This is a genomic window from Mariniflexile sp. (assembly GCF_041583155.1).
GTDB lineage: Bacteria > Bacteroidota > Bacteroidia > Flavobacteriales > Flavobacteriaceae > Mariniflexile.
On the sequence record NZ_JBFHGK010000016.1, the window covers coordinates 17,758 to 44,140 of the forward strand.

The window sequence follows — 26,383 nt, forward strand, 5'->3', positions numbered from 1 at the left end:
AAGATAATTGAATTAATCAATTTTTCTTTTCATAAACCAAATACCTTCCAAACTTAAATTTAAAGTTAATAAATGATAATTTTCATTTATTAAACCGCTAGAAACTTGTCCTTTTTTACCATAAGTATAACCTATATTTATCATGGAACTTGTGCCATTATTAAAAGGGACTCCAATACCTAATTTTAAAGCGGAATTCTGTATACGTTGGTCGTTTACTTCTAAATTCCCATTACTAAAGTCAAAACCAGCACGGTATTCTAGGTTATTGAAAAACTTTCCTATTTTTTTTTCGGCAGCATATTGTAAACCAATTCCGAAGGCATCCTGATCTACAAATTCTCCTAGTTGGTCTGTTTGGTTGGTTGTATCCCAAAAGCTCTTTTTATAGTCGAAATTAACACTTAAATAGTTTTTAAACGTTGTTTGAAAACCAAAAGCAAGCTCTAGAGGTAATTTGAAATCATCAATGGAACTTTCAGTGTTTTCAGTTAAATCGGATGTAGAATCGGAAGTGTATAAAGTAATTGTACTTGATTTACTTCCATTAAGGCTTGTGGGTAAATTAATTGTAGCACCAATGGAAGTGCTTTTTAAAACATCATATTGAAAACCAGCACCTAAACGAATTCCGGAGTAGTTATTAACATCCTCAATGATAAAGGTATTGTAAGGTAAATAATCTGTTTCAGTTTGTGTTATCTGTCCAAATAATGCCGATGCATTAATACCTAATCGCAATTTGTTTGATAAGGCGTAGCCATAATTAAGTTTCAAATCGTTTATACCTCCGGTACCTGTAATGTCGGTAATAAAAATACTACTACTGCTGCCTTCTATATTAGTTTGAATATTAGAAACGCTATAACCAACATTGGTTAAAGGAATTAGAGTTAAACCAAAACCAGATTTTTTAGTAACAGGAAAAGCCAAGGCTATATTTGAAAAGTTTCCAATAAAATTTGAGTTCGAACCACCTTTTTCAGAAAGGGTGTTGGTTTGTGCTTTAAATCCGAAATCAAAAAAGAATGAATTGGGAAGTATGCTACCGAATGATGCAGGGTTTGAGCTGTTAATAAACCGGTTTGAAGGCATTGCAAGACCTAAGCCTCCCAACCCGTTTATAGTTCCTGTAGATGTTTCGTTGCTTAAACCTAAACCATATAAAGAATATGGGGAACTTGAAAGTTGATTGGATTGCGCACTTATTTGTATTGAAACCATCAATACCAATGCACATGATATTATAGACTTATTTATCATAGATAGCGTAAGTTAATTCGAGTTTAGATTTTATTGTTTTTGAAGCAGCTTCTCCATTAAAAATATACCTATTCACCGATTCTGAAAAACTACTTGGATAAATAGCTAAATAATATTTGTCACCATTTATATCAGTTAATTTTAGATTTAAAAAGTATTTTACAGGAATGGTATAAGTGGTAATATTAAATTCTGAATTTTCAGATTCGATGGTTGCGTACACGGTTGATCCTTGTGAATCAACCAAAGCACTTACAATATTAGATTCATGGTCTATGATATAAACATTTAAATTGTCGTCAGTATAGAGGTTATCTGTAGCTGAGTTCTGTTTTAGTTTAAACTTTAAGTTCGCATCTATAATTATACCTGTTCCAGGAATATCGTATAGGGATTCTAGGTTTGGGATATCAATTCTCGTGGCCATCCCAGTACCAGCCTGCATAAATACATTGTTATCTGTTGAAGTGCTTGGTAAAAAGGTTTCTTGGTTTGTTAAAGAACTGAAAATAGTGGGTTCTATTTCACTAGAAATATTATGGAAACTATTAGTTTCATCAAATGAGATATCTATATAATCGGAGTCTGTAACAACTTCCGATTTATCGGTATAATAAACTCTAATAAAACTTGTTTTTAGAAAACCAAGCATGGCTGTATTACTGTTATCGGGCTCAATAAGAATTCCCTTATATGTTTTTAAAAACTCATCTGAATTATTAATCTTATTATCTCTAATATTTTCAAATAAGGTTTTTCCGTATGTGTTGCTTAATGTCACATGCAGAGAATCATCTTTTGTAGGTTTTGCAAGAAAACGTTTTGTGCCTATTGGAGTGGTAGTGCTAGTGATTTTAGTAGTGTTATAATAGCTGGTAGCATCGTCATCTGGTTCAATATCATCCAAAACTTCATATATATTTATGGTTTGGACAGGGATAGTATCGTTATAGAAATAACTATCGTAGTTAAGAATCAATGCGATAGAATCGTAAGTGTACTTACTGTCTAAGGTATAGATTGAGTTGGATAGTTGTACATAACTTTTACTTTTTGTTAATCCGAATATTGGATCGGTATAAGCTCCAACTAATAACTTACTTGTGCCAGAAACGGTTATGGAATCAAATTTAAAAGTCGAAGATTTTATTGTTAATGTATCTATAAAATATACTTTAGTATCTAAATTAACCCAGTCTTCACCAACGGGAATAGTCTCGTCGTCGTTTTCACAAGATATAAATAATGCACACAACGCTATTATAAAAATAGGTACTGTAATTACTTGCTTTATGGTCATAAATAATAATTTTTGCGAACTTAATTAAACACCAATTCTCGCTAAAATTAGTTATACGAATACCTGAATTTAATAGGCGAATTGGTCAATTGTAACTACTAAAATGAGTTTTAAGGGTTCGTCATCAAAAAAGAGGAGTTTGTATAGACTATTCCCTAGAACAGCTATTATCTTTTTATTTAAAAGATGATAAAAATATTTTTGGCGAAATTTTATTTGATAAATGAAGAGAATTATCATGATAGCCTTAATTATTTCTGTTGGAAACAAATCTTTCGCCCAATTAAGCGAAACGATGTTTTCATTTAATTACGGCTTGGCACCAATAGGGCATGATGACATAGATTTTTACAAAACTGATTTTAAAGTAGGTATTCCAACAAAACTTAAAACAGGTGTATTAATTCAAAATGTTGGCTTTACGAGTTATGGTTTTGATTACATGAAAGATTTTAGTTTTTTAAGTGATGCTATCACGCAAATTTATGATATAAATTATGCTGCCAGTTATATATTACCCCTATCTGCAACCTGGGAATTAACAACTGGTGCCAAGGCTGCTATTGTTTCCAATTTAACAAATAAAGTTAATAGTAATGATTTGCAGTTTACAGGTAGTTTGTTAGCAACTAAAACACTAGGTAATGAGGGGAATGCTGAAACAATCTCTTTAGGAGTAAGTTATGCTACCATAACCGGAAAACCAACCATAATACCTCTATTTAGTTACACCAAGGAAGTAAACGATAAATTTTCGTTTGGAATTGGGTTTCCAGAAACATCCGCAACATATAAACTAAGTGAAATAAGCTCCGTTAAAACAGAACTTTTAATGGATGGTTTTTATGCTAATTTAAATAAAAGCATCAGTATGGATACTACAGTCGACGCCCATAAGGCATCATTTTCAACAACTTCTTTAGGGGTAACGTATAGTTATTTGATGGATAATTTTTGGGCAATTAACTTTAAAGGAGGTTATGCGCTTTCAAATGACTATAAGTTGCTTAGTAATGATGATATAACCTTATATAATTTTAACACAACTTCCAAACCCTTTTTTGCGGCAGGAATAACATTTAACATAAAAAATCAAACAAAAAATTAAATTATGAAAAACAATAAAACACGGTTAATAACCATACTAATTACTTCATTAAGTGCAATTACGTTTTTTAATTGCTCTTCAGATGATGATACCGAAAGAGGTAACTGGCAAGAACGCTCTGTTTTTGACGGAATTCCAAGAAGCAATTCGGTAGGTTTTACCATTGGTGATTTTGGGTACATGGGCACAGGATACGATGGAGATGATTACTTAAATGATTTTTGGCAGTACAATATTGAGGGCAATTACTGGGTACAAAAAGCAGATTTCCCAGGAGTTGCTAGAAGTTCGGCTTCAGGATTTGCTGTTGATGGTAAAGGATACGTAGGTATTGGTTATGATGGTGATGATGAGTTATCAGATTTTTGGCAATACGATCCAAGTTCTAATGCATGGACTCAAAAAGCCAATTTCGGTGGCGGTGTAAGACGTGCTGCTGTAGAATTCGGTATAAATGGTATGGGATATATCGGAACTGGAAACGACGGTGATAATGATAAAAAAGATTTCTGGAAATACAATCCGTTAACTGATACCTGGTCTGAACTTTTAGGTTTTGGTGGTGAAAAAAGAATTGATGCTACAAGTTTTATAATAGACAATGAAGTATATATAGGTACTGGTGTAAGTAATGGTTTATATAAAGTAGATTTTTGGAAGTTTAATCCAGAAACAGAGATTTGGACTCGTTTAGAGGATTTAGATGAAGATGATGATTATTCTATTGTTAGATCGAATGCCGTTGGACTTGAAATGGGTGGTTTAGGATACATTGCTACTGGTTATTATGGTGGTGCAATTGGAAGTATATGGGAATACAACCCTACAACAGATTTATGGGAGGAAATAACTGATTTAGAAGCAACAGTGCGTCAAGATGCAGTAGCTTTCTCAAATGGAACTAGAGGCTTTGTGTTGATGGGTAGAACAGGAAGTTTATATTTAGATGATATTTATGAATTGTACCCTCAAGATGATTATGATGATGAAGATTAATCATCAAATAATAATATTTGATTAGTAGTTTTTTTTTTTTTTGAAATCCAAAGCACATTCTCTCCCTTACTTTTTTTAATGAGTGCTTTGGATTTCTAATTATAATATAAAATTTTATGAATAGGAAACCAATATATATTATATCGCTTTTATTAATTTTAGGCACTGTTTTAGTTTTTTATATTGTTACAGAAACATCATTTGGTTCTAAACCTGTACCATTTGAAACAACAGTATTCGAAACAGGTTCTGGGTATGGATACAGTATTAGTTATAAAAACAAGCTGCTAATTAAACAAGATTACATTCCCACAATTCAAAATAATCAATCATTTTGTTCTTATCATGATGCTAAAACGGTTGCCAATTTGGTTACTGAAAAGTTAATTATAAGAGTAAATCCACGTGTGTCACTTTCAGAACTACAACAGCTTGGTATTAAGTTAAACTGTGTAAATTAGTATTATGAAACAGCTAAAATTAAAAGATTACCGTAAACAAATATTATTACATGTATCTATTTGGGCTGTTTTTTTATCGTTTACTTTGTTATTACCTCGCTCTGGAAATGAGTTTTTTACAAAGGGTATGCTCATTGTTTTTGCCAGCAATTTGGTGATTTTTTATGTGAATTATTCCTATTTAGTATCTAAGTTTCTACTTAAAAAGAAAACATTATTATATATTGTAAGCGCATTTCTACTCGTAGTTATCTCAACAATTGTAGTAAATGAATTTACTTTAGAGTTTCGGCCAAACCCTAATTTTAAACCACCTTTTCCAAATGATAGAAAAGATTCGATGTTTCTATTGCCGTTTATGAGGCCATTCGTTTTTAATGTTTTATTAATTGTTACAGGTTTAGCATTAGGTGTTTATTCAGAATGGAACAGAAACGAACGAAAAAAGAAAGAAATTGAAGTACAAAAGTCGTCTACAGAACTTCATTTTTTAAAACATCAATTAAGTCCACATTTTTTATTTAATTCGTTAAATAGTATATATTCTCTAACAACAAAGCGGTCCAACGATGCTCCAGAGGCCATAATAACCTTATCGGAATTAATGCGGTACATGTTGTATGAAACTAATAATGAATTTGTAACTTTAACAAAAGAGTTGGAGTATATCCAAAACTATTTGAAATTACAGCGTTTGCGAATTGCCGATAATAAAGATGTAGTGCTAAACATACATGGAAATATCGCGAGTCAAAAAATTAGACCATTATTATTTATTTCATTTATAGAAAACGCATTTAAATATGGAACCGATTTTAAAGGTCGAACAGAAGTGAAAATTGAAATTAATGTTAAAGGTGATGAAATACACTTTAAGTGCGTAAATATTATTGGAAATAGAAAAACAGATAAAGATAGCTCTGGTATTGGATTACAAAACACCAGAGAACGGTTGGAACTGCTTTATCCTGATAAACATGTGCTTGAGGTTACGGAAAAAGATAATAGATTTGTTGTAAATTTAAATTTGAAATTAAGTTAATGATATATTCATATCTATACTTCTATAAACCAATGGATTAATTTAGGTATATCGGGTCTTACTTTTGGGAAACAATAAAAATAAACAGATGAATTGTGTAATTATTGATGATGAACCTTTAGCAATAGATGTTATAGAATCTTATATCAAACAAATTGGTGGACTTGAAATAGTAGTAAAATGTACCAACCCATTAGAAGCAATAACCCTTTTAAACAAACATAAAGTAGATCTAATTTTTTTAGATATTGAAATGCCGAATCTTACTGGTATCGATTTGGTTAAAACTTTAGATAATATGCCTCAGTTTATTTTTACAACGGCATATCCACAATATGCCTTAGACGGTTTTAATTTAAATGCGACCGACTATTTAGTTAAGCCTATACCTTTTCATCGGTTTTTAAAAGCGGTAACGCGCGCTAAAGAAAAGTATGAATTGGAGAATAAAACTGTTCCAAAATCTAAAGCGACTATGGAATTTTCTCCAACAAATACACCAGATAATTTTATTTTTGTGAAATCGGAATATGAAAATATTAAAATAGACATCGATTCCATAAAGTACATGCAAGGTTTAAAGGATTATATAAAAATTTACACATCCCAATCGGATAAAGCTATATTAACGCTCTCTAGCTTTAAAGATATATTAGGGAAACTACCTTCTTCTAATTTTATAAGAGTTCATAGGTCTTTTGTTGTTAATATTGATTTTATAAAAGCCTTACAAAAAACTAAAATTATAGTGGACGGAATTCAAATTCCTATAGGAGAGACTTATAAGGATGATGTTATTAAACGATTTGGTGTTTAGTATTTAACGGGTAAAAATTGAAATTTAAAGTAAACTCATTTTAAAATTTTTATTTCTAGTTTACTTATTTACATTTGCTGCCGTATTATTTTTATGAGAAAACTAATTATTCAGTTTATAGATTCGTTCTATTTTTTATTCAAGTATTTCATGCCTTTAAAAACTTTCAGGTATGCATTTTGCGGTGGAAGTAATTTGGTTTTTGATACGGTTCTGTATTTCCTGTTCTATCAGTTCATTTTTGCCAAGCAGAATGTAGATTTATACTTCGTAGTTTTAAGTCCGCATATAGCGGCTTTATTTTTTGTTTTCCCTATAACATTTGTAACAGGTTTTCTACTAAATCGCTTTATAACCTTTCAAGATTCCAATTTACCTTGGAATGTTCAGTTTTTTAGATACTTTGTAGTTGGTATGGGAGCTATTTTGATAAGTTACGTTTCAATGAAACTTTTAGTAGATGTTTTGAAATTATATCCAACACCTTCACGATTTATAACTATTATTTTCACTGTTATTTATGGTTATGTTTTACAAAGTAAATTTAGCTTTAGGGTACAAAAAAAATCTGTAGCATAACTACAGATTCTTTAAAGTCTTGCTTTAATTGTTTTTTACTTTTTAGGCTTTATGTTCTTTTGCTTAATTATTTCGTCTTGTAATTGGCGTCGTACTTTTTGTTCGCGCTCAACGGCTGTTTTTCGGTGCTCTTCAAATTCCTCTTCCAAATCTTCAAGAGCTTGTTTGGCATGTTTTGTAACAGCGTTACTATTTTTAAATTTGTAGATAAAAAACAATAACACTAATAATAAAATAACTATTACGCCCCACATGATGGCTTTGTAGCTACTTTTTTCTGTTTTAGCACCCAAAATAGATATGGTGTCTTTTTGCTCCTTAGCTTTGCTTAAGGACTCATTAGCTGTTGCTAAACTGGTTTTTAAATCTGCAATTTCTTGTGCCTGAGATTCTACCGTGATTTCTGCAGCCACTAAATCATTACGAATGGCTTCAAGTGAATCAAGTGTATGCGCTTTTAATTCAGTTAACCAGTTAGCTCTTACCACTCTATAGGAAATACCTTCTTTACCCCAACTTCCAGATTTTGTTAGTACATACTCAAACTGATTACTTAATGTACCGCTGTTTAAAGACAATGGCTCATTTCTGTCTTCAGGTGTTTGCGCAAAAATAAAAGTTGACAAAAGGAAGAAAAATAAGGCTAAAGGTTTGGTGAAATTCATTTTTAAGTGGGTTATCAGTTTTAGGTTTACTAAGTTAAAAAATATTAGTTATAAAAATTTAAATTTAACAAAAAGCCATGTATTATGAGGCTATTTTATATACGTAATTTATAATAAAATAGACTATTTACCCAATATTAACTTACCCCTATTTTTATAGCATACTATTATAGCAAAAAAATAACCTCTTAAAAGATGTATTTTAAGAGGTTATTTAATTTGTAATTTAATAAAATATTATCTGAAGTTATAACGTTCTTTTTCACCGTTTGAATTTATAAGTTCAATGCGTAACGGCTCGTAATCCGATTTGTTTTTAATAGCTTCTTGAGCATCATCAACCGAGTTGATTTTTCTATCATTTATAGAGGTGATGATAGAACCTTCTTTCACGCCATTCTTTTTCCAGTAATCGGCATATGTTTTATCTAGTTCAATTATTTTAATACCGTTAGGTGCTTTTAATTTTTTCAAATCTTCTTGCTTCGTGTTTTTAACCCGACCAACTAACGGTAAGGTTAATGTTTCATTACGAGATAGGGTAACATTAACTGTTTTTAACGAACCATCTCTTGAAATTTTTAAAGTCACTTTGTCGCCAACACGCTTCGCGCCAATATGGCCGGTTAAATCGGCGAATTTAGACACCTTAATATTATCAATTTCTTTAATTATATCGCCCTTTTCAATGCCAGCTTTCTCGGCACCCGAATCTTCAACAACACTATCAACATAAATACCTTCGGTGTCATTTATACCAATTTTATCTGCAAATTCGCTATTTAAAGAACCTCCGCTAATACCAAGAATGCCATTTTGTACATTACCAAACTCCATAATATCTTCAACAACACGGCGTGCTATATTACTTGGTACCGCAAATGAATATCCAATATAAGAACCTGTTTGTGATGAAATTGCGGTGTTAATACCAATTAATTCACCACGTACATTTACAAGGGCACCGCCAGAGTTTCCTGGGTTTACGGCTGCATCAGTTTGAATAAACGATTGCGAACTAGTACCTGATAAATCTCTGGCCTTGGCACTAATAATACCTGCTGTCACTGTAGAAGTAAGGTTAAAAGGGTTTCCTACAGCCAATACCCACTCGCCAATCTTAGCCTGGTCAGAATCTGCAAACGTTACAAACGGTAAGTCTTCATCTGCTTCTATTTTTAAAAGTGCAATATCAGTTTTAGGATCGGTACCAACAATTTCCGCTTTATAGGTTTTATTGTTATTTAGTGTTATTAACAATTCATCCGAATTATTAATAACATGATTATTGGTAATAATATAGCCGTCGGCATTTATAATAACTCCAGAACCTGTTCCCATTTGGGCACGTGGCGTGCTTCTTCCCGAAAATAAATCCTGAAGTGTTAATTGGCCAGAATTTATAGATACGTTTTTAACGTGTACCACGGAGTTAACAGCATTTTCTGCTGCTATTGTAAAATCGGGCGCTTCAGCAGCGTTTAATAAATTACTAACATTGCTAGTTTGATACATGGATGGATTAGCATCCGCCGATGTTATAAATAGTTTGCTTTCTGGCTCTAAAAAAAGTTTATAAGCACCAAGCGTTAGAGCGCCACCTAATGCAGAAACGAGAACTAATGATAATATCTTCTTCATGTTTTTCAGTTTAAGTTTTATTAAAAGAACGATTAAAATTAAAATTTTATTGAATCAGATAATTGCTTTTAACTTTTTTTAACTTCAACTTTAACGCCTCTTAACAATTCATTATTAGCTATGTAAAATTAATAAATTGCGTAATTATTGAAAAATACAAAACAGCATTTTTGTGGTAATCCTTTTTAGCGTTAAGCCTTAGCTTCATTGTAGCTTTCTCAAACAAATGTTGTAAAATTCAAAAAGCAAGAATCCTTAATCAAAATTCATTAATCATAAAAAGACTTCTTTATATTTGTGCTTTATTATGCAACAGACTTTTTATAAATACCAAGGAACAGGAAACGATTTTGTGATGATTGATAATCGTCTTGAAACGTTCAATAAGAAAGATACCAAACACATTGCATTTTTATGTGATCGTCGTTTTGGAGTTGGTGCTGATGGTTTAATTTTATTAGAAAATCATCCCGATTTAGATTTTAAAATGGTGTATTACAATGCCGATGGCAATGAAAGTACCATGTGTGGAAATGGCGGACGCTGCTTAGTAGCCTTTGCAAAACAATTGGGTGTTATTACCGATAAGGCCATTTTTGAAGCTATTGATGGGTTACATCACGCTAGTATTAAAGATGATATTGTTGAATTGCAGATGCTAGATGTTGATGTTGTTGAAAAACATCCTAATCATGTGTTTTTAAATACAGGATCTCCGCATCACGTACAATTTGAAGAACAAATTGAAAGTTTTGATATAAAAACAAAGGGCGCAGCAATTAGGTATGGTACACCTTATAATGAAGCTGGAAGCAACGTTAATTTTGTAAAAAAAATAAATGATCAATTGTTTATGGTTAGGACGTACGAACGCGGCGTAGAAGATGAAACCTTGTCTTGTGGAACCGGTGTAACTGCTGTAGCAATAGCAATGCATTCATTAAAAGAAACAGATAAAAATTTAATTACTTTAAAAGTACAAGGCGGCAAATTGCAAGTAAAGTTCGATGTTGCCAATGGAACTTATAAAAATGTTTGGCTTATTGGGCCTGCAAATTATGTGTTTACAGGAACGATATGATAACCTTAAAAGGAGAACATATTTACCTACGTGCTTTAGAACCAGAAGATTTAGAGTTTATACATGCTATTGAAAACGATGAATCGGTATGGGAAATTAGTAATACCATAACGCCTTACTCCAAATTTTTAATTAAGCAGTACTTAAAGCAATCTCATAAAGATATATTTGAAGTGAAACAGTTACGACTGGTTATTTCAAATTATAATCATGAACCTTTAGGTATGATAGATTTGTTCGATTTTGATTTTAAAAATAGCAGGGCAGGAGTAGGTATTTTAGTCAAAGAACCACGTCAAAGAGCAAAAGGTATAGGTAGTGAAGCTTTAAAACTTTTAGTTAATTATAGTTTTTCACAATTGGGGTTGCATCAATTGTATTGTAATGTGTCTGAAGAAAATGAGGTAAGTATCAAACTTTTTACCAAACAAGGGTTTAAAAATATTGGATTAAAAAAGGACTGGATTTTTGTAAACGGTTCCTATAAAAACGAGTATATATTTCAACTTATTAATAAATAAATGTACATAAAAAAGATACTTTTAGCTATTGTGTTTCTTGGGTTAGCGGCTGCAGCCTATTTTGCTTATTATATTTATGGTGTTATGATGAATTCAAATACCGCTTTTAATAATGAGGTTGCCTATATTTATGTGCCTACAAATGCATCCTATGAAGATGTAAAGGAACAATTAGAGCCTTTATTAAAAGATATGAGCACTTTTGATGCGCTTGCTAAACAAAAAAAGTATGTAAACAATATTAAAGCGGGACGCTTCGCTATCAAAAAGGGAATGAATAATAACGATATAATTAATTCCATACGAAGTAACAATTTGCCAATTACCTTGTCTTTTAATAATCAGGAGACTATTTATAAATTAGCAGGTCGAGTTAGCTCGCAAATTGAAGCTGACAGCGTAACCTTAGTGAATGTGCTTACAGATTCGGCTTTTTTATCTAAGAATGGTTTTAATAAAGCAACAGCATTAGGAATGTATTTGCCTAATAGTTATGAGTTTTTCTGGAATACTTCAGCTGAACAGTTTCGAGAGCGTATGCTGAAAGAATATAATAGATTTTGGACCGACGCTAGGAAGGCAAAAGCAAAAGCTTTAGGTTTAACAAGGGATGAAGTTATTGCATTGGCTTCCATTGTTTACGAAGAATCAAAACAGGCTTCAGAACAGCCAACTATTGCAGGTGTTTATTTAAATCGTATTCGGATAAAAATGCCATTGCAGGCAGATCCAACACTAAAATTTGCTGCGTATCAATTACCAGAATATAAGAATACAGTTATTAAACGCGTGCTTAATATTCATAAAGACATCGTTTCGCCATATAACACCTATAAAAATTTAGGCTTGCCACCAGGACTTATAGCAATGCCTGATATATCCGCCATTGATGCTGTCTTGAATTATGAAAAGCATCAATATCTTTATTTCTGTGCAGATGCTAGTCGCTTAGGCTTTCATAAATTTGCTAAAACCTTATCTCAGCATAATGTGAATGCACAAGAGTATCAACGTTATTTATCTTCCCAGGGTATAAATAAGTAGTGGGAGATTCGGCAATAAAATATTTGATTCTGGTACTTTTATTGCCGATCGCTTTATTTTCACAATCTAATTTTGATGCGTTTTTAACGCCTTCTGATACGCTCAATAAGCCAAGACGAAATTTAATAATAATTTCAGAAGCGGCTATTGGAACCGTGACTTTAATCGGATTAAATCAGCTATGGTATGCCAATTACCCTCAATCTAATTTCCATACTATTGATGATAACAACGAATGGCTTCAAATGGACAAAATGGGGCATGTTTTTACTTCTTATCAATTAGGAAAACATGGAGCACAGCTTTTAAATTGGAGTGGAGTAGGCAAAAAAGATCAGCTTATATATGGTGCAACACTTGGTTTTACATTTTTAACAACTGTTGAAGTTTTAGATGGTTTCTCCCAGGAATGGGGTTTTTCTTGGGGTGATATTTTGGCAAATGCATCAGGAACAGGACTGTACGTTGGTCAGGAACTACTTTGGGAAGAACAACGTATCGCGTTAAAATTTTCATTTCATCAAACAAAGTATACAAAAGAGCGTCCAGATAAACTTGGAAAAGATTTTTTGGAACAAATTTTGAAAGACTATAACGGGCAAACCTATTGGTTAAGTGCAAATATGCATTCGTTTTTAAAGAATAAAAATATTCCAAAATGGTTAAATGTAGCCGTAGGCTATGGGGCGGATGGTATGTTGTCTGGGGTGGAAGATATTGACAATCAGTTGTTAACAAATTATAGAAGACAACGTCAATTCTACTTAAGTTTAGATGTAAATTTGTCCAGCATTGAAACAAATTCAAAATTGCTGAGGTCTATTTTTGACGTTTTTAATATGATAAAAGTTCCTTTACCAACTTTAGAATTTGGCAAAAAAGGCTGTGTATTTCATCTATTGTACTATTAAACAGGTAGTTAATCGATTAATTTTGATAGTAGATAAAAAAGATGTACTTTTGCACGCTCAAATTTTCAAGCATTTATTACTATGTATAAATGTTGAAGAAATTTAGAAACTATGAGAAAAAGTATTGCAAGTTACTTAATCCTAACTGTAACAATATGTATTCTATTGTTCATGTCGTTTTCAACAAGTGAAACGATTGATTTAAGTAAGTACTCAACAAGTGGTTTAGAGTTAAATTATACTGTAAGTCAGGACCATAGCGTTAAAGATAATGCTATTGCGTCAATCGATCTAAATAAACCCATTTCTCCTATCCTTGGGAAATCGTTCGTCGGGTTTAAAGAAGCCTTAGCTTTTAAAGAATCAAGAGGTGATTATTTTACTGTGAATACCTTAGGGTATTTAGGAAAATATCAATTTGGTGTTAATACGTTGAAATTGATTGGTATTCACAATCCAAAATTGTTTTTAAATGAACCAGAACTTCAGGAGAAGGCATTTATAGCTAATACAGCTAGAAATAAATGGATTTTGCGCCGTGACATCAAAAATTTTGTTGGTAAAAAGTTAAATGGCATCCTTATTACCGAATCTGGAATTTTAGCTGCGGCTCATTTAGCTGGTGCTGGCAGTGTAAAAAATTATTTAAGAAGTTATGGTATTGATAATTTTGAAGATAGTTATGGTACTACTATAGAGTATTATATGAAACGATTTTCAGGTTATGATACGTCTTTGATTAAAGCGGATAGAAAAGCAAAAGCGATATAAGCTTTAGTTTTTATGAATAATAAATATAGTAGGTCTTTTATGAAGGTCTACTATATTTTTTTTCCACTGGTTCGCAGATTGTGTTTTTATAAATTCTGTTGGTAGTGTAATGTCACAAGCTACACATATTTGTGTATTTTGGTCTAAAATATTGCTTAAATCATCAAGCATCTTATTATTTCGATAAGGTGTTTCAATGAAAATTTGTGATTGATTATGCTCAAATGATAGGCGTTCTAATCGTTTAATTTCGCTTTTACGTTCTCCTTTATCAATAGGTAAATAGCCATTAAACGCAAAACTTTGTCCGTTCATTCCGGAGCTCATCAAAGCCATTAATATAGAAGAAGGGCCTACCAAAGGAACTACTTTAATATTTTTTTGATGGGCAATTTTTACGATATCAGCACCAGGATCTGCAACACCTGGGCAGCCTGCTTCTGAAAGTAAACCAACGTTAATGCCCTTCAAGCAAGGTTCCAGAAAACTTGGTAAATCGGATACTTCAGTAAACTTGTTTAAATGAAACATTTTTAATGAAGGTTGTGATTTTTCAGGTGAAATACGTTTTATAAAGTGGCGAGCTGTTTTATCATTTTCAACAATAAAAGTGTCGGTTGCCTCAATTATTTGCTTAACCGTAATAGGAAGTACTTCTAAAGGTTCGTTATCTCCTAAGGTAGTTGGAATTAGGTATAGTATGCCTTTAGCTGTTGTCATTGTTGGTTTTAATAAGTGAATTGGCTAATATAGTACAGGCTTCGTTTAGCATTTTATAAACATTCTCAAAACCCTCATGACCGCCATAATAGGGGTCCGGAACATTATAGTCCTGATTCGGATGAACTAGGTTGAGTATAAAATTTACTTTTGCTTTATCTTCTTCATTACGAGCCAAAGAAATTACATTTCTATAGTTGGATTCGTCCATAACAAATATACTATCGAACTTATCAAAATCCGAAACATCAAACTGTCTTCCTTTTAGGTTCGATATATCTAGGCCATATTTTTTGGCAATTGCTATAGAACGTGGATCTGGGTTTTTGCCAATATGATAATCGCCAGTGCCAGCTGAATCTACATAAAAAGACTCACTTTTTAATTTTGCCTTTAAAATGCCTTCGGCTAATGGCGAACGACAAATATTGCCTAAACAAACCATTAGAATTTTAGTCATTTTTTATCTGAATTTAGACTGAAAGTTTTTTAGTAATATCTTCAACGTATTTTTTAAATTGTTTGTCTGTTGAAGTTAAATTATCTACAGTTTTGCATGCGTGCAATACAGTTGCGTGATCACGTTTCCCTATTTGAGAACCGATACTTGCTAATGATGCTTTTGTGAATTTTTTAGCGAAAAACATAGCTAATTGTCTAGCTTGTACAATGTGGCGCTTTCTGGTTTTTGATTGTAACGTGTCAACATCCATTTGGAAATAATCTGAAACGACTTTTTGAATATAATCGATAGAAACTTCCCGTTTGGTGTTTTTAACGAATTTTTCAACTATAACACGCGCTAAATCAATAGTGATTTCTTTCTTATTGAAAGAAGATTGTGCTATTAACGAAATAATGGCGCCTTCCAATTCACGCACATTGCTTTTGATGTTTTTTGCAACGTATTCAATAATATCATCAGGCATATCAACACCGTCGCGATATAATTTATTTTTCAATATGGAAACACGTGTTTCAAAATCTGGAGTTTGCAATTCAGCAGATAATCCCCATTTAAAACGAGATAGTAAACGTTGTTCAATATCTTGCATATCAACAGGTGCTTTATCACTTGTTAAAATAACCTGTTTTCCATTTTGGTGTAGGTGATTGAAAATGTGGAAAAATACATCTTGAGTACCTGTTTTACCAGATAAGAATTGAACATCGTCAATAATTAAAACATCAATAATTTGATAGAAATGAATAAAATCATTTCTGTTGTTTTTCTTAACAGAATCTATATACTGTTGTGTAAATTTTTCAGCAGAAATATATAGAACCGTTTTTTCTGGGTATTTGTCTTTTATATCAACTCCAATAGCATGTGCTAAATGGGTTTTTCCTAAACCAACACCACCAAAAATTAATAACGGATTAAAAGAGGTTCCTCCTGGCTTTGAAGCCACTGCTAATCCAGCACTTCTAGCTAAGCGGTTAGAATCTCCTTCTAAAAAGTTTTCAAAGCTATAATTAGGGTTAAGTTGCGACTCAATTTTTACATTTCTAATCCCAGGAATAACAAACGGATTTCGTAATTCTGGATTTTTATTGTTCAAAGGCACGTCAACTTCCTGAGATTTCATTGCGCTCCTGTTAGAGCTAGGAATTTTCTCGGTAAACGGTTGTTTGTTACCATACGTGTTTTCCATTTTGATAATGTAAACAAGTTTGGCTTTTTCCCCCAATTCTTTAGTTAGAGAAACTTTAAGTATTTTTACATAGTGTTCTTCTAGCCATTCGTAGAAAAATTTACTAGGTACTTGAATGCTCAAAGCGTTATCAGTAAGTTTAACTGCCTGAATTGGTTCAAACCAAGTTTTATAAGCTTGCGGTTGTATATTATCTTTTATGAATTCAAGACAATTATTCCATACCGTTTGCGCAGTTACACTCATTATTATTTTTTAGGTTTTGTTTGTTAGGTTTGTGAAAGAAAATTAATAAAATTAACCCCTTTTTTCGTTTGGCAAATATGTGAACAAAATTCTTAAAAAAAAAATCATTTAATGTTGATTTTTTAGAATTTTTTACCCATGTTTACCCTTTCTCGAAACTACAAAAAAATATTTAATAAACCTTATGAAAATCGATGAAATACAAATAAGAGTGAGATATGGAGAAACGGACCAAATGGGTGTTGTTTATCACGGAAATTACGCATTATATCTGGAAATGGGAAGAATTGAATGGCTTAGAAAGTTCGGGATTTCTTATAAAAATATGGAAGAAAATGGAGTAATGTTACCAGTTATTTCTTTGAACATAAACTATAAAAAATCAGCGGTTTATGACGATGTAATTAATGTAAAAACACAACTAAAAAACACCCCTACAGCAAAGATTGAATTTGAGTATGAAATTACCAATCAGAAGGGTGAGATATTAACATTAGCGAGTACTACTTTAGTGTTTATTGATATGAAAACGAACCGTCCAATGAGGGCGCCGCAGTATGTTTTAGATGCTATTAATAATTAATCTAAATTTCTTTAATTTCAATTTCAAAAAGTCGATGAAAGGTCTCAAAAACGGATTCCGCATCCTTTTTTCTAACTGAAATAAAAATATTACAATCTAGCTCCAATATTTGATTTACAACCTCTAAATTTCTTTCCTTAATGATACGCATCACAGTATTCATGTTTTTATAATCAAAGGTGATGCAAAAGTTAATATTAATAGTTTTTTCAACAATTTTTGAAGCTTCTAAAGTTAATTGCGCAGTGGTTTTGTAGGCACTTATTAATCCGCCCACACCTAACTTAACACCTCCAAAATAGCGAACAACTACAATTAGGATGTTAGTTACTTCAAACGATTGTATTTGTCCGTAAATTGGCAATCCAGCAGAATTATTGGGTTCGCCATCATCATTTGCTCGATATGTAATGGTTTCGGTTCCTAATTGGTAAGCATAACACCAATGTCTTGCTGAATGATGTTCTTTTTTTAAAGCTTCTATATGAGTTTTTACAGAGTCTTCATCAAATACGGGAAAAGCATATCCGAAAAATTTGCTGTTTTTTTCTTTAAAAAGAATGCTCTCAGTTGGTGTTGCAATGGTTTTGTATGTGTCTTTTTCACTCAAACTTAAACAATTTGTTTTTAATTTTAAATAAATCTACTACATCTTCGGTTTCAGGGTTTAAGTGCCATGTGTTAATGCCTAATGCCTTTGAGGTTTTACAGTTAAATTCATTATCGTCAATAAATAAACAATCTGCTGCTTTTAAGTTATTTTGCGTTAAGACAAATTCAAATATTTGGTTATCAGGTTTTCTCAAATTAATTTCGTGTGATAAATAAAAGGCATCAAAGGATTTTTTAAAAGCTTCATAAAAGGGTACGTGTTCTTTAATCCAATTTATATGAAGTTCGTTGGTGTTGCTTAAAAGGATGAGTTTGTATTTACCGTCTTTCTTCAGCTGTTGAATAAATTCCAATCGGTATTCTGGAAAATCTTTTAACATATAATTCCAAATGGAAATTAATTCTTCCGTTGAAAGTTTTGGAAAGTTCTCTGAATAAAATTCAATAAATTCTTCTGTTGAAATTAATCCTTGTTCGTACAAGTTGTGAAAGGCTAGCATTTCTTCCGAAAAGTTGTCAATTTCTAAGACTTTAAAGGTGTGTTTTATGGCGCCTTCAATATCTAAGTTGATAAAAATATTGCCAAAATCGAAAATGATGGTTTTAATCATTATTGTAAATTTTAAGTATATCTGTAATTACTTTTTCTTCAGAAATTAAGGTTCCTGAAAAGTGTGGTGCTTTTACACCTGTTTTAAACTGAATGTTACCTGTAAAAACCCTTGCTTCATCCCAAAGATTTTCATCAATGAATTGTTGAAGTGTTTTTGCGCCTCCTTCAATGATAACGGAATTGATTTGACGATTGAAAAGTATATCGCATATTTGCTGTGCGACCCTTGTTTTTTGATCCCAATTAATTAACTCTAAATTGTTGTTGTGAATTATGGATTGGGGTTTTTGGTTGATGGAGCCAATTGTTATGGTTTCAGCTTCATTATTAAAAACGGCAAGTTCTTTCGTTAATTTATCATCTTTATCCAGTACAATTCTTATTGGGTTATTACCTGTCCAATCTCTAACCGTTAAACTTGGATTATCTTGTAACACAGTATTAGTACCAACTAAAATGGCTTGTTCTTCAGATCGCCATTTGTGTACTAATTGTCTGGAAAACTCATTGGTAATCCAAACTGGTTTTTGTTCATTTTTTGTTTCTGGAGCAATATAACCATCTGTTGATTTGGCCCATTTTAAAATAATATAAGGCCTTTTTTTATTGTGAAACGTAAAAAAGCGTTTATGGTGCTCTTTACACTCTTTTTCTAAAACCCCAACAATTACTTGGCAACCAGCAAGTTTAAGTTTTGCAACACCTTTACCTGCAACCAAACTATTGTCATCTATACAGCCTATCACTACATTTGGTATTTGATGTTTAATAATTAGGTCACTACAAGGAGGGGTTTTTCCAAAATGGGAACAAGGTTCTAGCGTTACATAAATTGTAGATTCTTTCAAAACTGATTTATCTTTTACCGAATTTATGGCATTTACTTCAGCATGATTGCCTCCATAAGGACTCGTAAAACCTTCGCCAATTATCAGGCCATTATGCACAATAACACTTCCAACCATGGGGTTTGGTCTTGTGCTGCCCAAGCCATTTTTAGCAATGTTAATGCAATATTTTATAAATGTTTCGTGATTATTCACAAGAGAATGTTTATTGTAATTTTATGTCTTCAGTTTTGTCTACATCATAAGTGTGAGAAAAACCTAAAACCTTATATTTTATAACACCTTTATAATGTACTTTCATTTTTTTAGTAAGCAAACTGCTAATTAAAACGCTTAAGTTTTCGTTACCAAAAACCTTTTCAATAGGGATGTTTGCGTTTAGTGGTATGGAAAACTCTTTTTTTGCTGGAACTTGATAATTTTCAGAGGAAACCGAAGCTACTTCGCTATTATTTATCAGAACCTTAATAGTATTTACCTGTATTTCTCCGCTTATAATATTGGGGTTTTTAAAAATAGCATTGGCTGTTAATACAACGTATTCTGAGGTTGATTCCGATACTTTTATATTATCAATACCAATAAACTCTGGTTTTTCATTAACAGAACAGTTGAAAAATGTAAGTAGTATTGTTGATAAGATTATCAGGCGTTTCATGCTTGCTTTTTTAGAATTCATGTATCTTCACTGGCTCAAAATTAGCATTTAAAAGTGAGTAAAGATACTACAGTTATTCGAGAAATTGAGCCAAATGACAATGCGGAATTGGAACAGATTATCAGAGCGTGTTTTCATGAATTTAATATTCCACTTGAAGGTACGGCATATTCAGATGAAGAAACACCAAGGATGTACGAATCTTATCAGAATGATAATGACGTGTATTATGTAATTGATGTTAACGGTAAAGTTTTAGGTGGCGGCGGAGTGAAACCTTTAAAGGGTTTTGAAACAGAAGTTTGCGAGATACAAAAAATGTATTTTTCGCCTAAAATACGTAGTAAAGGCTATGGTAGAAAGGTTTTTGAGGCTTGTTTAAAAGCGGCAAAAGACTTAGGTTATAAACAATGTTATTTGGAGTCGGCACCACAATTAAAAGCAGCAATTCATATTTATGAAAGTTATGGGTTTAAACATTTAGGTGGTGCTTTAGGTAATACGGGACATTATTCATGTGGAATTTGGATGATTAAGGATTTGTAATCTCATACCTAGCTAGTACAGTGTAGCAAAAGCACTAATTAATTTATAAACAATTTGAATTTAAAGGAAGTACAATATCGGTTTCATAAAGAATTAGATGCTTTATATGACAAAGAGGAGGTGGATAGCTTCTTTTTTTTACTTACTGAAGCCTATTTTAAAGTGACGAGGTTAAAACTCGCCATGGAACCCCAATTGACGATTAATAATTATGACCCAATTTTAGCAGCTTTAGATTCTTTAAAACAACAACAACCTATACAATACATCTTAGGGGAAACGGATTTTTTCGGATTATCATTTAAAGTAAATGAAAACACCCTAATACCAAGACCAGAAACCGAAGAGTTGGTTGCATGGATAATTTCTGAATTCAGAAATCAGAAAACAGAATTGAAAATTTTGGATATAGGAACGGGAAGTGGTTGTATAGCAATTTCCCTAGCCAAAAAGATACCAAATGCAAAAGTGTATGCTTTAGATGTTAGTGCTGAAGCTTTAAAAATAGCCAAACAGAATGCCGATTCTAATGATGTGAAAGTAAGCTTTTTTCAAGCGAATATTTTGGAAATTCAAAATTTGCAAACAATTATTAATAACTTAAATTTCGATATTATTGTTTCCAATCCTCCATATGTTCGAGAACTTGAAAAAGAATTAATGAAGCCTAATGTTTTAGATAATGAGCCGCATTTGGCTTTGTTTGTGGATGATAATAACCCTTTGATATTTTATAAGGCCATTGCGCAATTTGCTGTTAATAAGTTAATTGAAAAGGGTATGCTCTTTTTTGAAATCAATGAGTATCTTGGTGAAGATATGATTCAGTTGTTAGAAGCTAATCAATTTAAAGATATTGAATTGAAAAAAGATTTTTTCAAAAAAGATAGAATGATAAAAGGAGTGAAAATTAACGATTAGCGAATTTCAAAGGAGGTCAGCGATAAAAAAAAGAGAATTAGTAGTTTAAATATGACAATACAGCAACAAATACAAAATTTAAGGGAGGAATTAAATCAACATAATTACAATTATTATGTATTGGATAATGCTACTATTTCGGATTATGATTTCGATTTAAAACTTAAAGAACTTCAACAGTTAGAGGCACAGCATCCCGAGTTTTTTGATGCAAATTCACCAACGCAACGTGTGGGAGGAGAGGTTACTAAAAATTTTGAAACCATTCCGCATGAGTATCGTATGTACTCGTTGGATAATTCATATTCTAAAGAAGATTTACAAGACTGGGAAGTTCGTATCAAAAAAATAATTGATGCCGATGTACAATATACCTGCGAATTAAAATATGATGGAGCGTCCATAAGTTTAACTTACGAAGCCGGAAAACTTGTAAAAGCTGTAACCAGAGGTGATGGATTTCAGGGAGACAATGTTACAGCTAATGTAAAAACTATTAAGTCGGTGCCTTTACAGTTGAAGGGTGATTTTCCTGAAAAATTTGATATTCGAGGAGAAATTGTTTTACCTTTTGAAGGTTTTATTAAAATGAACGAGGAACGGATTGAAATTGGTGAAGAGCCCTATAGAAATCCCAGAAACACAGCTTCTGGAAGTTTAAAATTACAAGATAGTGCAGAAGTAGCTAAACGTCCTTTAGAATGTTTATTGTACAATTTAACAGGGTCAAATCTGGGTGTTAATTCGCAATTTGAAAGTTTAGAAAAAGCCAGACAATGGGGGTTTAAAGTACCGAAGGCTGCAAAATTGGCTTATTCTATTGATGAGGTTTTGGAATTTATAGACTATTGGAATATTCATCGTCATGATCTGCCATATGAAACCGATGGTGTTGTAATTAAAGTAAATAGTTTGCAACAACAAGAAGAGTTAGGTTATACAGCTAAAGCACCTCGTTGGGCTATGGCGTATAAGTTTAAAGCAGAACAAGTTTCTACTAAATTAAATAGTATAACTTACCAAGTTGGGCGTACTGGAGCCATTACTCCCGTGGCTAATTTAGAGCCTGTTGAATTAGCGGGAACCACTGTTAAACGTGCCTCATTACATAACGCAGATCAAATTGAAAAACTAGATATTAGAGTTGAAGACGAAGTTTATGTGGAAAAAGGCGGAGAAATTATTCCGAAAATTTTAGGAGTTGATTTAAGTAAGCGGCCAGTAAATTCACAACCAACTAAATACATAACGCATTGTCCAGAATGTAAAACTGAATTGGTGCGTCAAGAAGGGGAGGCTCAACATTATTGTCCAAATTACAATGGGTGTAAACCACAAATTATAGGGCGTATTCAACATTTTATATCTAGGAAAGCCATGGATATTGAGGGTTTAGGTGGTGAAACTGTGGCTCTTTTGGTTAATGAAGGATTAATTTCTAATTATTCTGATTTATACGAATTAACGAAAGAACAAGTTATTCCATTGGAACGGATGGCTGAAAAAAGTGCCGATAACTTAGTTCAAGGCATAGAGCTATCTAAAAACATTCCATTTGAACGGGTGTTATACGCTTTGGGAATTCGTTATGTAGGAGAAACGGTAGCAAAAAAATTGGCTAAGCATTATAAAAGTATTGATGCTATTTCTGAGGCTTCCGAACAAGAATTAGTTAATGTGGATGAAATTGGAATTAAAATAGCAGAAAGTGTACGTGCATTTTTTTCATCGGAAGAAAACAGGCTTATCATCAACCGGTTGAAGGTGTTTGGAGTTCAAATGGAAATTTCAGCAGAACAACTTGTTGGCCAAACAGAGCTGTTAAAAGGGCAAAGCATTGTTGTTTCAGGTGTTTTTGAAACACTAACTCGCGATGAACTAAAAAAACTTATAGAAGATAATGGCGGTAAGGTAAGTAGTTCTATATCCTCCAAAACTAGTTTTATCGTTGCGGGAGATGCTATGGGACCTAGTAAAAAGAAGAAAGCTGAAAGTTTAGGAATTCGTATATATAATGAATTTGAATTCTTACAAATAATAGGGTAATCATTGTATTTTATCGATAAAATGTAAATTTTATTCGTTTAATTGCTTATTTTTGTTATATTTGGTTTTTAATCATAAATTGCTGTTATGTACAAGTCTCAAATCTTGGTAGTTTTAGCGTCCTTACTTTATATTATAACTGTTGTTTTTCAGTTTAGTGAAATGCCTGAAACGGCTACAGTTTTTAAATCTATAATTTTACCTACTGTTACTTTATTATACTGTTTGTCTGTTAAGCGAAAATCTCTGTTTTTTACATTTTTTTTGGTGTTATTTTCTGTTTCAGATTTGTTAGTCCTGATAGAAAACTTTTTACCTGGTAAATTAAATTACGATATAGGCAATGTTTTATATATTTTAGCTTATGCTTCATTAATCATCGAAATAGGTAGATCAATATCTTTCCCTCACATTTTAAAAAATTATAAGTTACATCTATTCGTTTTAGCTGTCTTAAATATTTATATAATTTACGTATTACAAGTTATTGTTGGACCACATTATCAGAAAGGTTCAGTTTTCTATATTGAATTGATATATAATGTTTTAATTTTGCTGTTGTTATCAATGTCCTTATTGAATTATTTTTATCACGACAATGTAAAATCTTTTTACTTGTTTTTGGCTTCGTTATTTATAGTTTTTGGAGAGGTTTTATGGATTGCTTATACTTATATAGCGGAAAGAAACTTACTAAATGTAATATCTACTACATTATTTGGGCTCTCCTGTTATTTCTTTTTTAAACAAGCTGTATTATCCAATATTGGAGGAAAGAAAAGAACATCAACTCTTTTTGACTAATTGATTTATTTATAAACCACGAATCTTTTTCGTATGGCATAAATAATTGTTTGTAGGGCTAATAGTCTTCTATTAATTATAAATGGATATTATTTATAAAAACTGATTATCTCTTGTTTTAAAAAAAAAGTGCGTTTTTGGGCTTTAGTATTCGATAAAACGCATGCAAACATGTTTTTTATCGATAAAAAGACATATAATAACGTTAAAATGGTTTTTGTTAACTATATTTGATGACCTACTTATTACAACTATTATGGAAAGCCTGTATAAATTTGCCTATGATAAAGCATTTCTAGGTGCTTTAATTTTATTAATAGCCATCAATGTTATTGCTGTTTTTTTAGAGGATTCATTTTTTATGAAATCAGTAATGCCCCTTTTTATTCCTGTCTTTTTAATTTTCTTTTTTATGAAGCGTAATACATTGGGCATTGTCTTTATTTCCTTTTTATTGTTTTCGTTTTTAGGAGATATTACTACCATGTTTTTATATGAGGAACATATTATTGAAATATCCAGCATACTTTATGCAGCCAGTTATATTTGTTTGCTTGTTATGGTAGTTCCAAAATTAAAATTGATAAAACCTAATTTAGTAATTACGGCCTATTTACTAATTGTGCTATCTATTACACTTTATTTTCTTTTTGTAATATATGGGCTTTTACAAGCAGTTGTGCCTAACTCCAATGAAGTCTTGTTATTTGGGGTAAAAAGTTTAGTGCTTATTATATTGGGATTTGTGTCTTTTACAGTGTATTTAAGCACGCAGTCTAAACAGTCTGCATTATTTTTAACTTCAATAATCTTTTTTGGGTTGTCAAGTATACTTAATTATGTAAACTTATATTACTTATATGATTGGAGTTTTGAATTATTGCATAAATTACTTTACGCAATAGCGCTTTTTGTAATGTTTAGCTATGTAATGGACTTGGGATTAACCAGAACACCAAAACAGTTTAGGCTAAACCAAAACAATAGGTATTCATCCGATGCGGTATTGTCTTAAACAATAATAGAAGTGCCGTTGGCAGATTTATTTTTATCAGCATCAAAATAGAAGTCTATTTTTCCAAGATTTATACCGTAACATCCCACTTGATTTACTAACATATTTTTACCGTCACTATTTTTTACGATAGAAGGTTTTTTTAGAAACGTATGGGTATGGCCTCCAATAATTAGGTCGATATCCTTGGTGGCGGCAGCTAGTTTTAAATCGCTAATTTTGTTGCTTTCTGTTTTGTAATCATATCCTAAATGAGATAAACAAATTATAAGATCGCATTTTTCTTCAGTTTTTAGAATACGTGTCATATCTTGTGTAATCTCAATAGGATCTAAATATTTAGTTTCTTTAAACATATCAGCATTTACCAGCCCGTTAAGCTCTATTCCTAAACCAAATACCCCAATTTTAATATTCTCTTTTACGAAAATTTTATAAGGTTTCACATGAGTGTTCATTATGGTATTTGAAAAATCGTAATTTGATGAGATGAACTGAAATTGAGCATGTGGAAGTTGGGCGTATAAACCATCTATCCCATTGTCAAAATCATGGTTACCAATGGTTGCTGCATCATATTTAAGTTTACTCATCAGTTTAAACTCGAGTTCGCCACCATAGTAGTTAAAGTATGGAGTACCCTGAAAAATATCACCAGCATCCAGCAAAAGGGTGTTTGGGTTTTCTTTTCTAATGTCTTCGATTAAAACAGATCTTCTGGCAATGCCTCCCATGTTAGCATTTCTGCCATCTTCAGGTCCAAATGGGTCTATATGACTATGTACATCATTAGTATGAAGAATGGTTATTTTAGTTGTTCTTGGTGCACTGGCAAATGATTGTAGCCCAATACCACCTATACTTACCAAGGCTGCAGTTGCAGATGCCTGCTGAATAAATTCTCTACGTTTCATGA

At 32.0% G+C, this 26,383-nt stretch carries 29 protein-coding genes; 17 read left to right on the top strand and 12 right to left on the bottom strand.

Annotated elements, in window-relative coordinates; genetic code table 11:
* Positions 1 to 12: 12 nt before the first annotated feature.
* Together ABYI63_RS07880 and ABYI63_RS07885 are read right to left on the bottom strand one after the other, a co-directional pair.
* Positions 13 to 1,263: a hypothetical protein gene (locus ABYI63_RS07880; protein WP_372755215.1), complete on the bottom strand. Its 1,251-nt coding sequence runs from the start codon at positions 1,261 to 1,263 to the stop codon at positions 13 to 15.
* The gene (locus tag ABYI63_RS07885; protein ID WP_372755217.1) at positions 1,253 to 2,563 is read right to left on the bottom strand and encodes a DUF4270 family protein; all 1,311 of its coding nucleotides are present in this window, start codon (positions 2,561 to 2,563) and stop codon (positions 1,253 to 1,255) included. The genes ABYI63_RS07880 and ABYI63_RS07885 overlap by 11 nt, the downstream gene beginning before the upstream one ends.
* A gap of 223 nt (positions 2,564 to 2,786) precedes the next feature.
* Between ABYI63_RS07885 and ABYI63_RS07890 the strand changes: the two genes are divergently transcribed.
* From ABYI63_RS07890 to ABYI63_RS07915, 6 genes are all read left to right on the top strand, one after another.
* Positions 2,787 to 3,671, top strand: a complete 885-nt coding sequence (locus tag ABYI63_RS07890; protein ID WP_372755219.1) for a DUF6268 family outer membrane beta-barrel protein — start codon at positions 2,787 to 2,789, stop codon at positions 3,669 to 3,671.
* 3 nt (positions 3,672 to 3,674) lie between these two features.
* Positions 3,675 to 4,667: a Kelch repeat-containing protein gene (locus ABYI63_RS07895; RefSeq protein ID WP_372755221.1), complete on the top strand. Its 993-nt coding sequence runs from the start codon at positions 3,675 to 3,677 to the stop codon at positions 4,665 to 4,667.
* 116 nt (positions 4,668 to 4,783) lie between these two features.
* Positions 4,784 to 5,128, top strand: coding sequence for a DUF4907 domain-containing protein (locus ABYI63_RS07900; protein ID WP_372755223.1), 345 nt, complete (start codon positions 4,784 to 4,786; stop codon positions 5,126 to 5,128).
* Positions 5,129 to 5,132: 4 nt separating this feature from the next.
* Positions 5,133 to 6,170: a sensor histidine kinase gene (locus ABYI63_RS07905; protein ID WP_372755225.1), complete on the top strand. Its 1,038-nt coding sequence runs from the start codon at positions 5,133 to 5,135 to the stop codon at positions 6,168 to 6,170.
* 88 nt (positions 6,171 to 6,258) lie between these two features.
* Entirely contained in the window at positions 6,259 to 6,987 is a 729-nt protein-coding gene (locus ABYI63_RS07910) for a LytR/AlgR family response regulator transcription factor (RefSeq protein ID WP_372755227.1), read from the top strand.
* A 93-nt stretch (positions 6,988 to 7,080) separates the two neighbouring features.
* On the top strand, positions 7,081 to 7,566 hold the full coding sequence (locus ABYI63_RS07915) for a GtrA family protein (RefSeq protein WP_372755229.1): 486 nt from the start codon (positions 7,081 to 7,083) through the stop codon (positions 7,564 to 7,566).
* Positions 7,567 to 7,601: 35 nt separating this feature from the next.
* Here the strand turns inward: ABYI63_RS07915 and ABYI63_RS07920 are convergent, their stop codons facing one another.
* Positions 7,602 to 8,231: a tRNA (guanine-N1)-methyltransferase gene (locus tag ABYI63_RS07920; protein ID WP_372755232.1), complete on the bottom strand. Its 630-nt coding sequence runs from the start codon at positions 8,229 to 8,231 to the stop codon at positions 7,602 to 7,604.
* Between the two features lie 237 nt (positions 8,232 to 8,468).
* Positions 8,469 to 9,872, bottom strand: a complete 1,404-nt coding sequence (locus tag ABYI63_RS07925) for a trypsin-like peptidase domain-containing protein (RefSeq protein ID WP_372755234.1) — start codon at positions 9,870 to 9,872, stop codon at positions 8,469 to 8,471.
* 307 nt (positions 9,873 to 10,179) lie between these two features.
* On the opposite strand from ABYI63_RS07925, the gene dapF reads away from it, so the two are divergent.
* The 5 genes from dapF (at position 10,180) to ABYI63_RS07950 (ending at position 14,200) form a co-directional block, all read left to right on the top strand.
* Positions 10,180 to 10,953, top strand: a complete 774-nt coding sequence (gene dapF / locus ABYI63_RS07930) for a diaminopimelate epimerase (protein WP_372755236.1) — start codon at positions 10,180 to 10,182, stop codon at positions 10,951 to 10,953.
* A complete protein-coding gene (locus tag ABYI63_RS07935) occupies positions 10,950 to 11,474 on the top strand; it encodes a GNAT family N-acetyltransferase (RefSeq protein ID WP_372755238.1) in 525 nt (174 codons plus the stop codon). Before dapF ends, ABYI63_RS07935 begins: the two co-directional genes overlap by 4 nt.
* A complete protein-coding gene (gene mltG, locus ABYI63_RS07940) occupies positions 11,475 to 12,518 on the top strand; it encodes an endolytic transglycosylase MltG (protein WP_372755240.1) in 1,044 nt (347 codons plus the stop codon).
* On the top strand, positions 12,518 to 13,429 hold the full coding sequence (locus tag ABYI63_RS07945) for a DUF2279 domain-containing protein (protein WP_372755242.1): 912 nt from the start codon (positions 12,518 to 12,520) through the stop codon (positions 13,427 to 13,429). The genes mltG and ABYI63_RS07945 overlap by 1 nt, the downstream gene beginning before the upstream one ends.
* 111 nt (positions 13,430 to 13,540) lie before the next feature.
* Positions 13,541 to 14,200 (top strand): peptidoglycan-binding protein LysM, encoded by a 660-nt coding sequence (locus tag ABYI63_RS07950; RefSeq protein WP_372755244.1) that lies wholly within the window; start codon positions 13,541 to 13,543, stop codon positions 14,198 to 14,200.
* Between the two features lie 3 nt (positions 14,201 to 14,203).
* Here the strand turns inward: ABYI63_RS07950 and ABYI63_RS07955 are convergent, their stop codons facing one another.
* Genes ABYI63_RS07955 through dnaA form a run of 3 tightly spaced genes read right to left on the bottom strand, consistent with a single transcriptional unit; the run spans position 14,204 to position 16,821 of the window.
* Positions 14,204 to 14,920, bottom strand: coding sequence for an SAM-dependent methyltransferase (locus tag ABYI63_RS07955; protein WP_372755246.1), 717 nt, complete (start codon positions 14,918 to 14,920; stop codon positions 14,204 to 14,206).
* Positions 14,907 to 15,380 (bottom strand): low molecular weight protein-tyrosine-phosphatase, encoded by a 474-nt coding sequence (locus tag ABYI63_RS07960; RefSeq protein WP_372755248.1) that lies wholly within the window; start codon positions 15,378 to 15,380, stop codon positions 14,907 to 14,909. The genes ABYI63_RS07955 and ABYI63_RS07960 overlap by 14 nt, the downstream gene beginning before the upstream one ends.
* 13 nt (positions 15,381 to 15,393) lie before the next feature.
* Complete coding sequence (dnaA, locus tag ABYI63_RS07965; protein WP_372755250.1) at positions 15,394 to 16,821, bottom strand: chromosomal replication initiator protein DnaA; 1,428 nt, start codon at positions 16,819 to 16,821, stop codon at positions 15,394 to 15,396.
* A 184-nt stretch (positions 16,822 to 17,005) separates the two neighbouring features.
* Here dnaA and ABYI63_RS07970 point away from each other — a divergent pair, with 184 nt between their 5' ends.
* Positions 17,006 to 17,404: an acyl-CoA thioesterase gene (locus ABYI63_RS07970; RefSeq protein ID WP_372755252.1), complete on the top strand. Its 399-nt coding sequence runs from the start codon at positions 17,006 to 17,008 to the stop codon at positions 17,402 to 17,404.
* A gap of 1 nt (position 17,405) precedes the next feature.
* Here ABYI63_RS07970 and ABYI63_RS07975 read toward each other — a convergent pair whose 3' ends face one another.
* Genes ABYI63_RS07975 through ABYI63_RS07990 form a run of 4 tightly spaced genes read right to left on the bottom strand, consistent with a single transcriptional unit; the run spans position 17,406 to position 20,135 of the window.
* Positions 17,406 to 18,014 carry a YigZ family protein gene (locus ABYI63_RS07975; protein WP_372755254.1) on the bottom strand — a complete coding sequence of 203 codons (609 nt, stop codon included), beginning with the start codon at positions 18,012 to 18,014 and terminating at the stop codon, positions 17,406 to 17,408.
* On the bottom strand, positions 18,007 to 18,627 hold the full coding sequence (locus tag ABYI63_RS07980) for an HAD family hydrolase (protein ID WP_372755256.1): 621 nt from the start codon (positions 18,625 to 18,627) through the stop codon (positions 18,007 to 18,009). Before ABYI63_RS07980 ends, ABYI63_RS07975 begins: the two co-directional genes overlap by 8 nt.
* A complete protein-coding gene (gene ribD, locus ABYI63_RS07985) occupies positions 18,620 to 19,672 on the bottom strand; it encodes a bifunctional diaminohydroxyphosphoribosylaminopyrimidine deaminase/5-amino-6-(5-phosphoribosylamino)uracil reductase RibD (protein WP_372755258.1) in 1,053 nt (350 codons plus the stop codon). The genes ABYI63_RS07980 and ribD overlap by 8 nt, the downstream gene beginning before the upstream one ends.
* A 10-nt stretch (positions 19,673 to 19,682) precedes the next feature.
* Positions 19,683 to 20,135 (bottom strand): hypothetical protein, encoded by a 453-nt coding sequence (locus tag ABYI63_RS07990; RefSeq protein ID WP_372755260.1) that lies wholly within the window; start codon positions 20,133 to 20,135, stop codon positions 19,683 to 19,685.
* A gap of 54 nt (positions 20,136 to 20,189) precedes the next feature.
* Here ABYI63_RS07990 and ABYI63_RS07995 point away from each other — a divergent pair, with 54 nt between their 5' ends.
* From ABYI63_RS07995 to ABYI63_RS08015, 5 genes are all read left to right on the top strand, one after another.
* Positions 20,190 to 20,681 (top strand): GNAT family N-acetyltransferase, encoded by a 492-nt coding sequence (locus ABYI63_RS07995; protein WP_372755262.1) that lies wholly within the window; start codon positions 20,190 to 20,192, stop codon positions 20,679 to 20,681.
* Between the two features lie 54 nt (positions 20,682 to 20,735).
* Positions 20,736 to 21,602 (top strand): peptide chain release factor N(5)-glutamine methyltransferase, encoded by an 867-nt coding sequence (gene prmC, locus ABYI63_RS08000; RefSeq protein WP_372755264.1) that lies wholly within the window; start codon positions 20,736 to 20,738, stop codon positions 21,600 to 21,602.
* A 51-nt stretch (positions 21,603 to 21,653) separates the two neighbouring features.
* Positions 21,654 to 23,648 carry an NAD-dependent DNA ligase LigA gene (ligA, locus tag ABYI63_RS08005; RefSeq protein WP_372755266.1) on the top strand — a complete coding sequence of 665 codons (1,995 nt, stop codon included), beginning with the start codon at positions 21,654 to 21,656 and terminating at the stop codon, positions 23,646 to 23,648.
* Between the two features lie 162 nt (positions 23,649 to 23,810).
* A complete protein-coding gene (locus tag ABYI63_RS08010; RefSeq protein WP_372755268.1) occupies positions 23,811 to 24,452 on the top strand; it encodes a hypothetical protein in 642 nt (213 codons plus the stop codon).
* A gap of 217 nt (positions 24,453 to 24,669) precedes the next feature.
* Positions 24,670 to 25,467, top strand: a complete 798-nt coding sequence (locus tag ABYI63_RS08015) for a hypothetical protein (RefSeq protein ID WP_372755270.1) — start codon at positions 24,670 to 24,672, stop codon at positions 25,465 to 25,467.
* Here the strand turns inward: ABYI63_RS08015 and ABYI63_RS08020 are convergent.
* Positions 25,464 to 26,381, bottom strand: coding sequence for a bifunctional UDP-sugar hydrolase/5'-nucleotidase (locus tag ABYI63_RS08020; protein WP_372755272.1), 918 nt, complete (start codon positions 26,379 to 26,381; stop codon positions 25,464 to 25,466). The two genes, ABYI63_RS08015 and ABYI63_RS08020, sit on opposite strands and share 4 nt — an antisense overlap.
* Positions 26,382 to 26,383 lie beyond the last annotated feature (2 nt).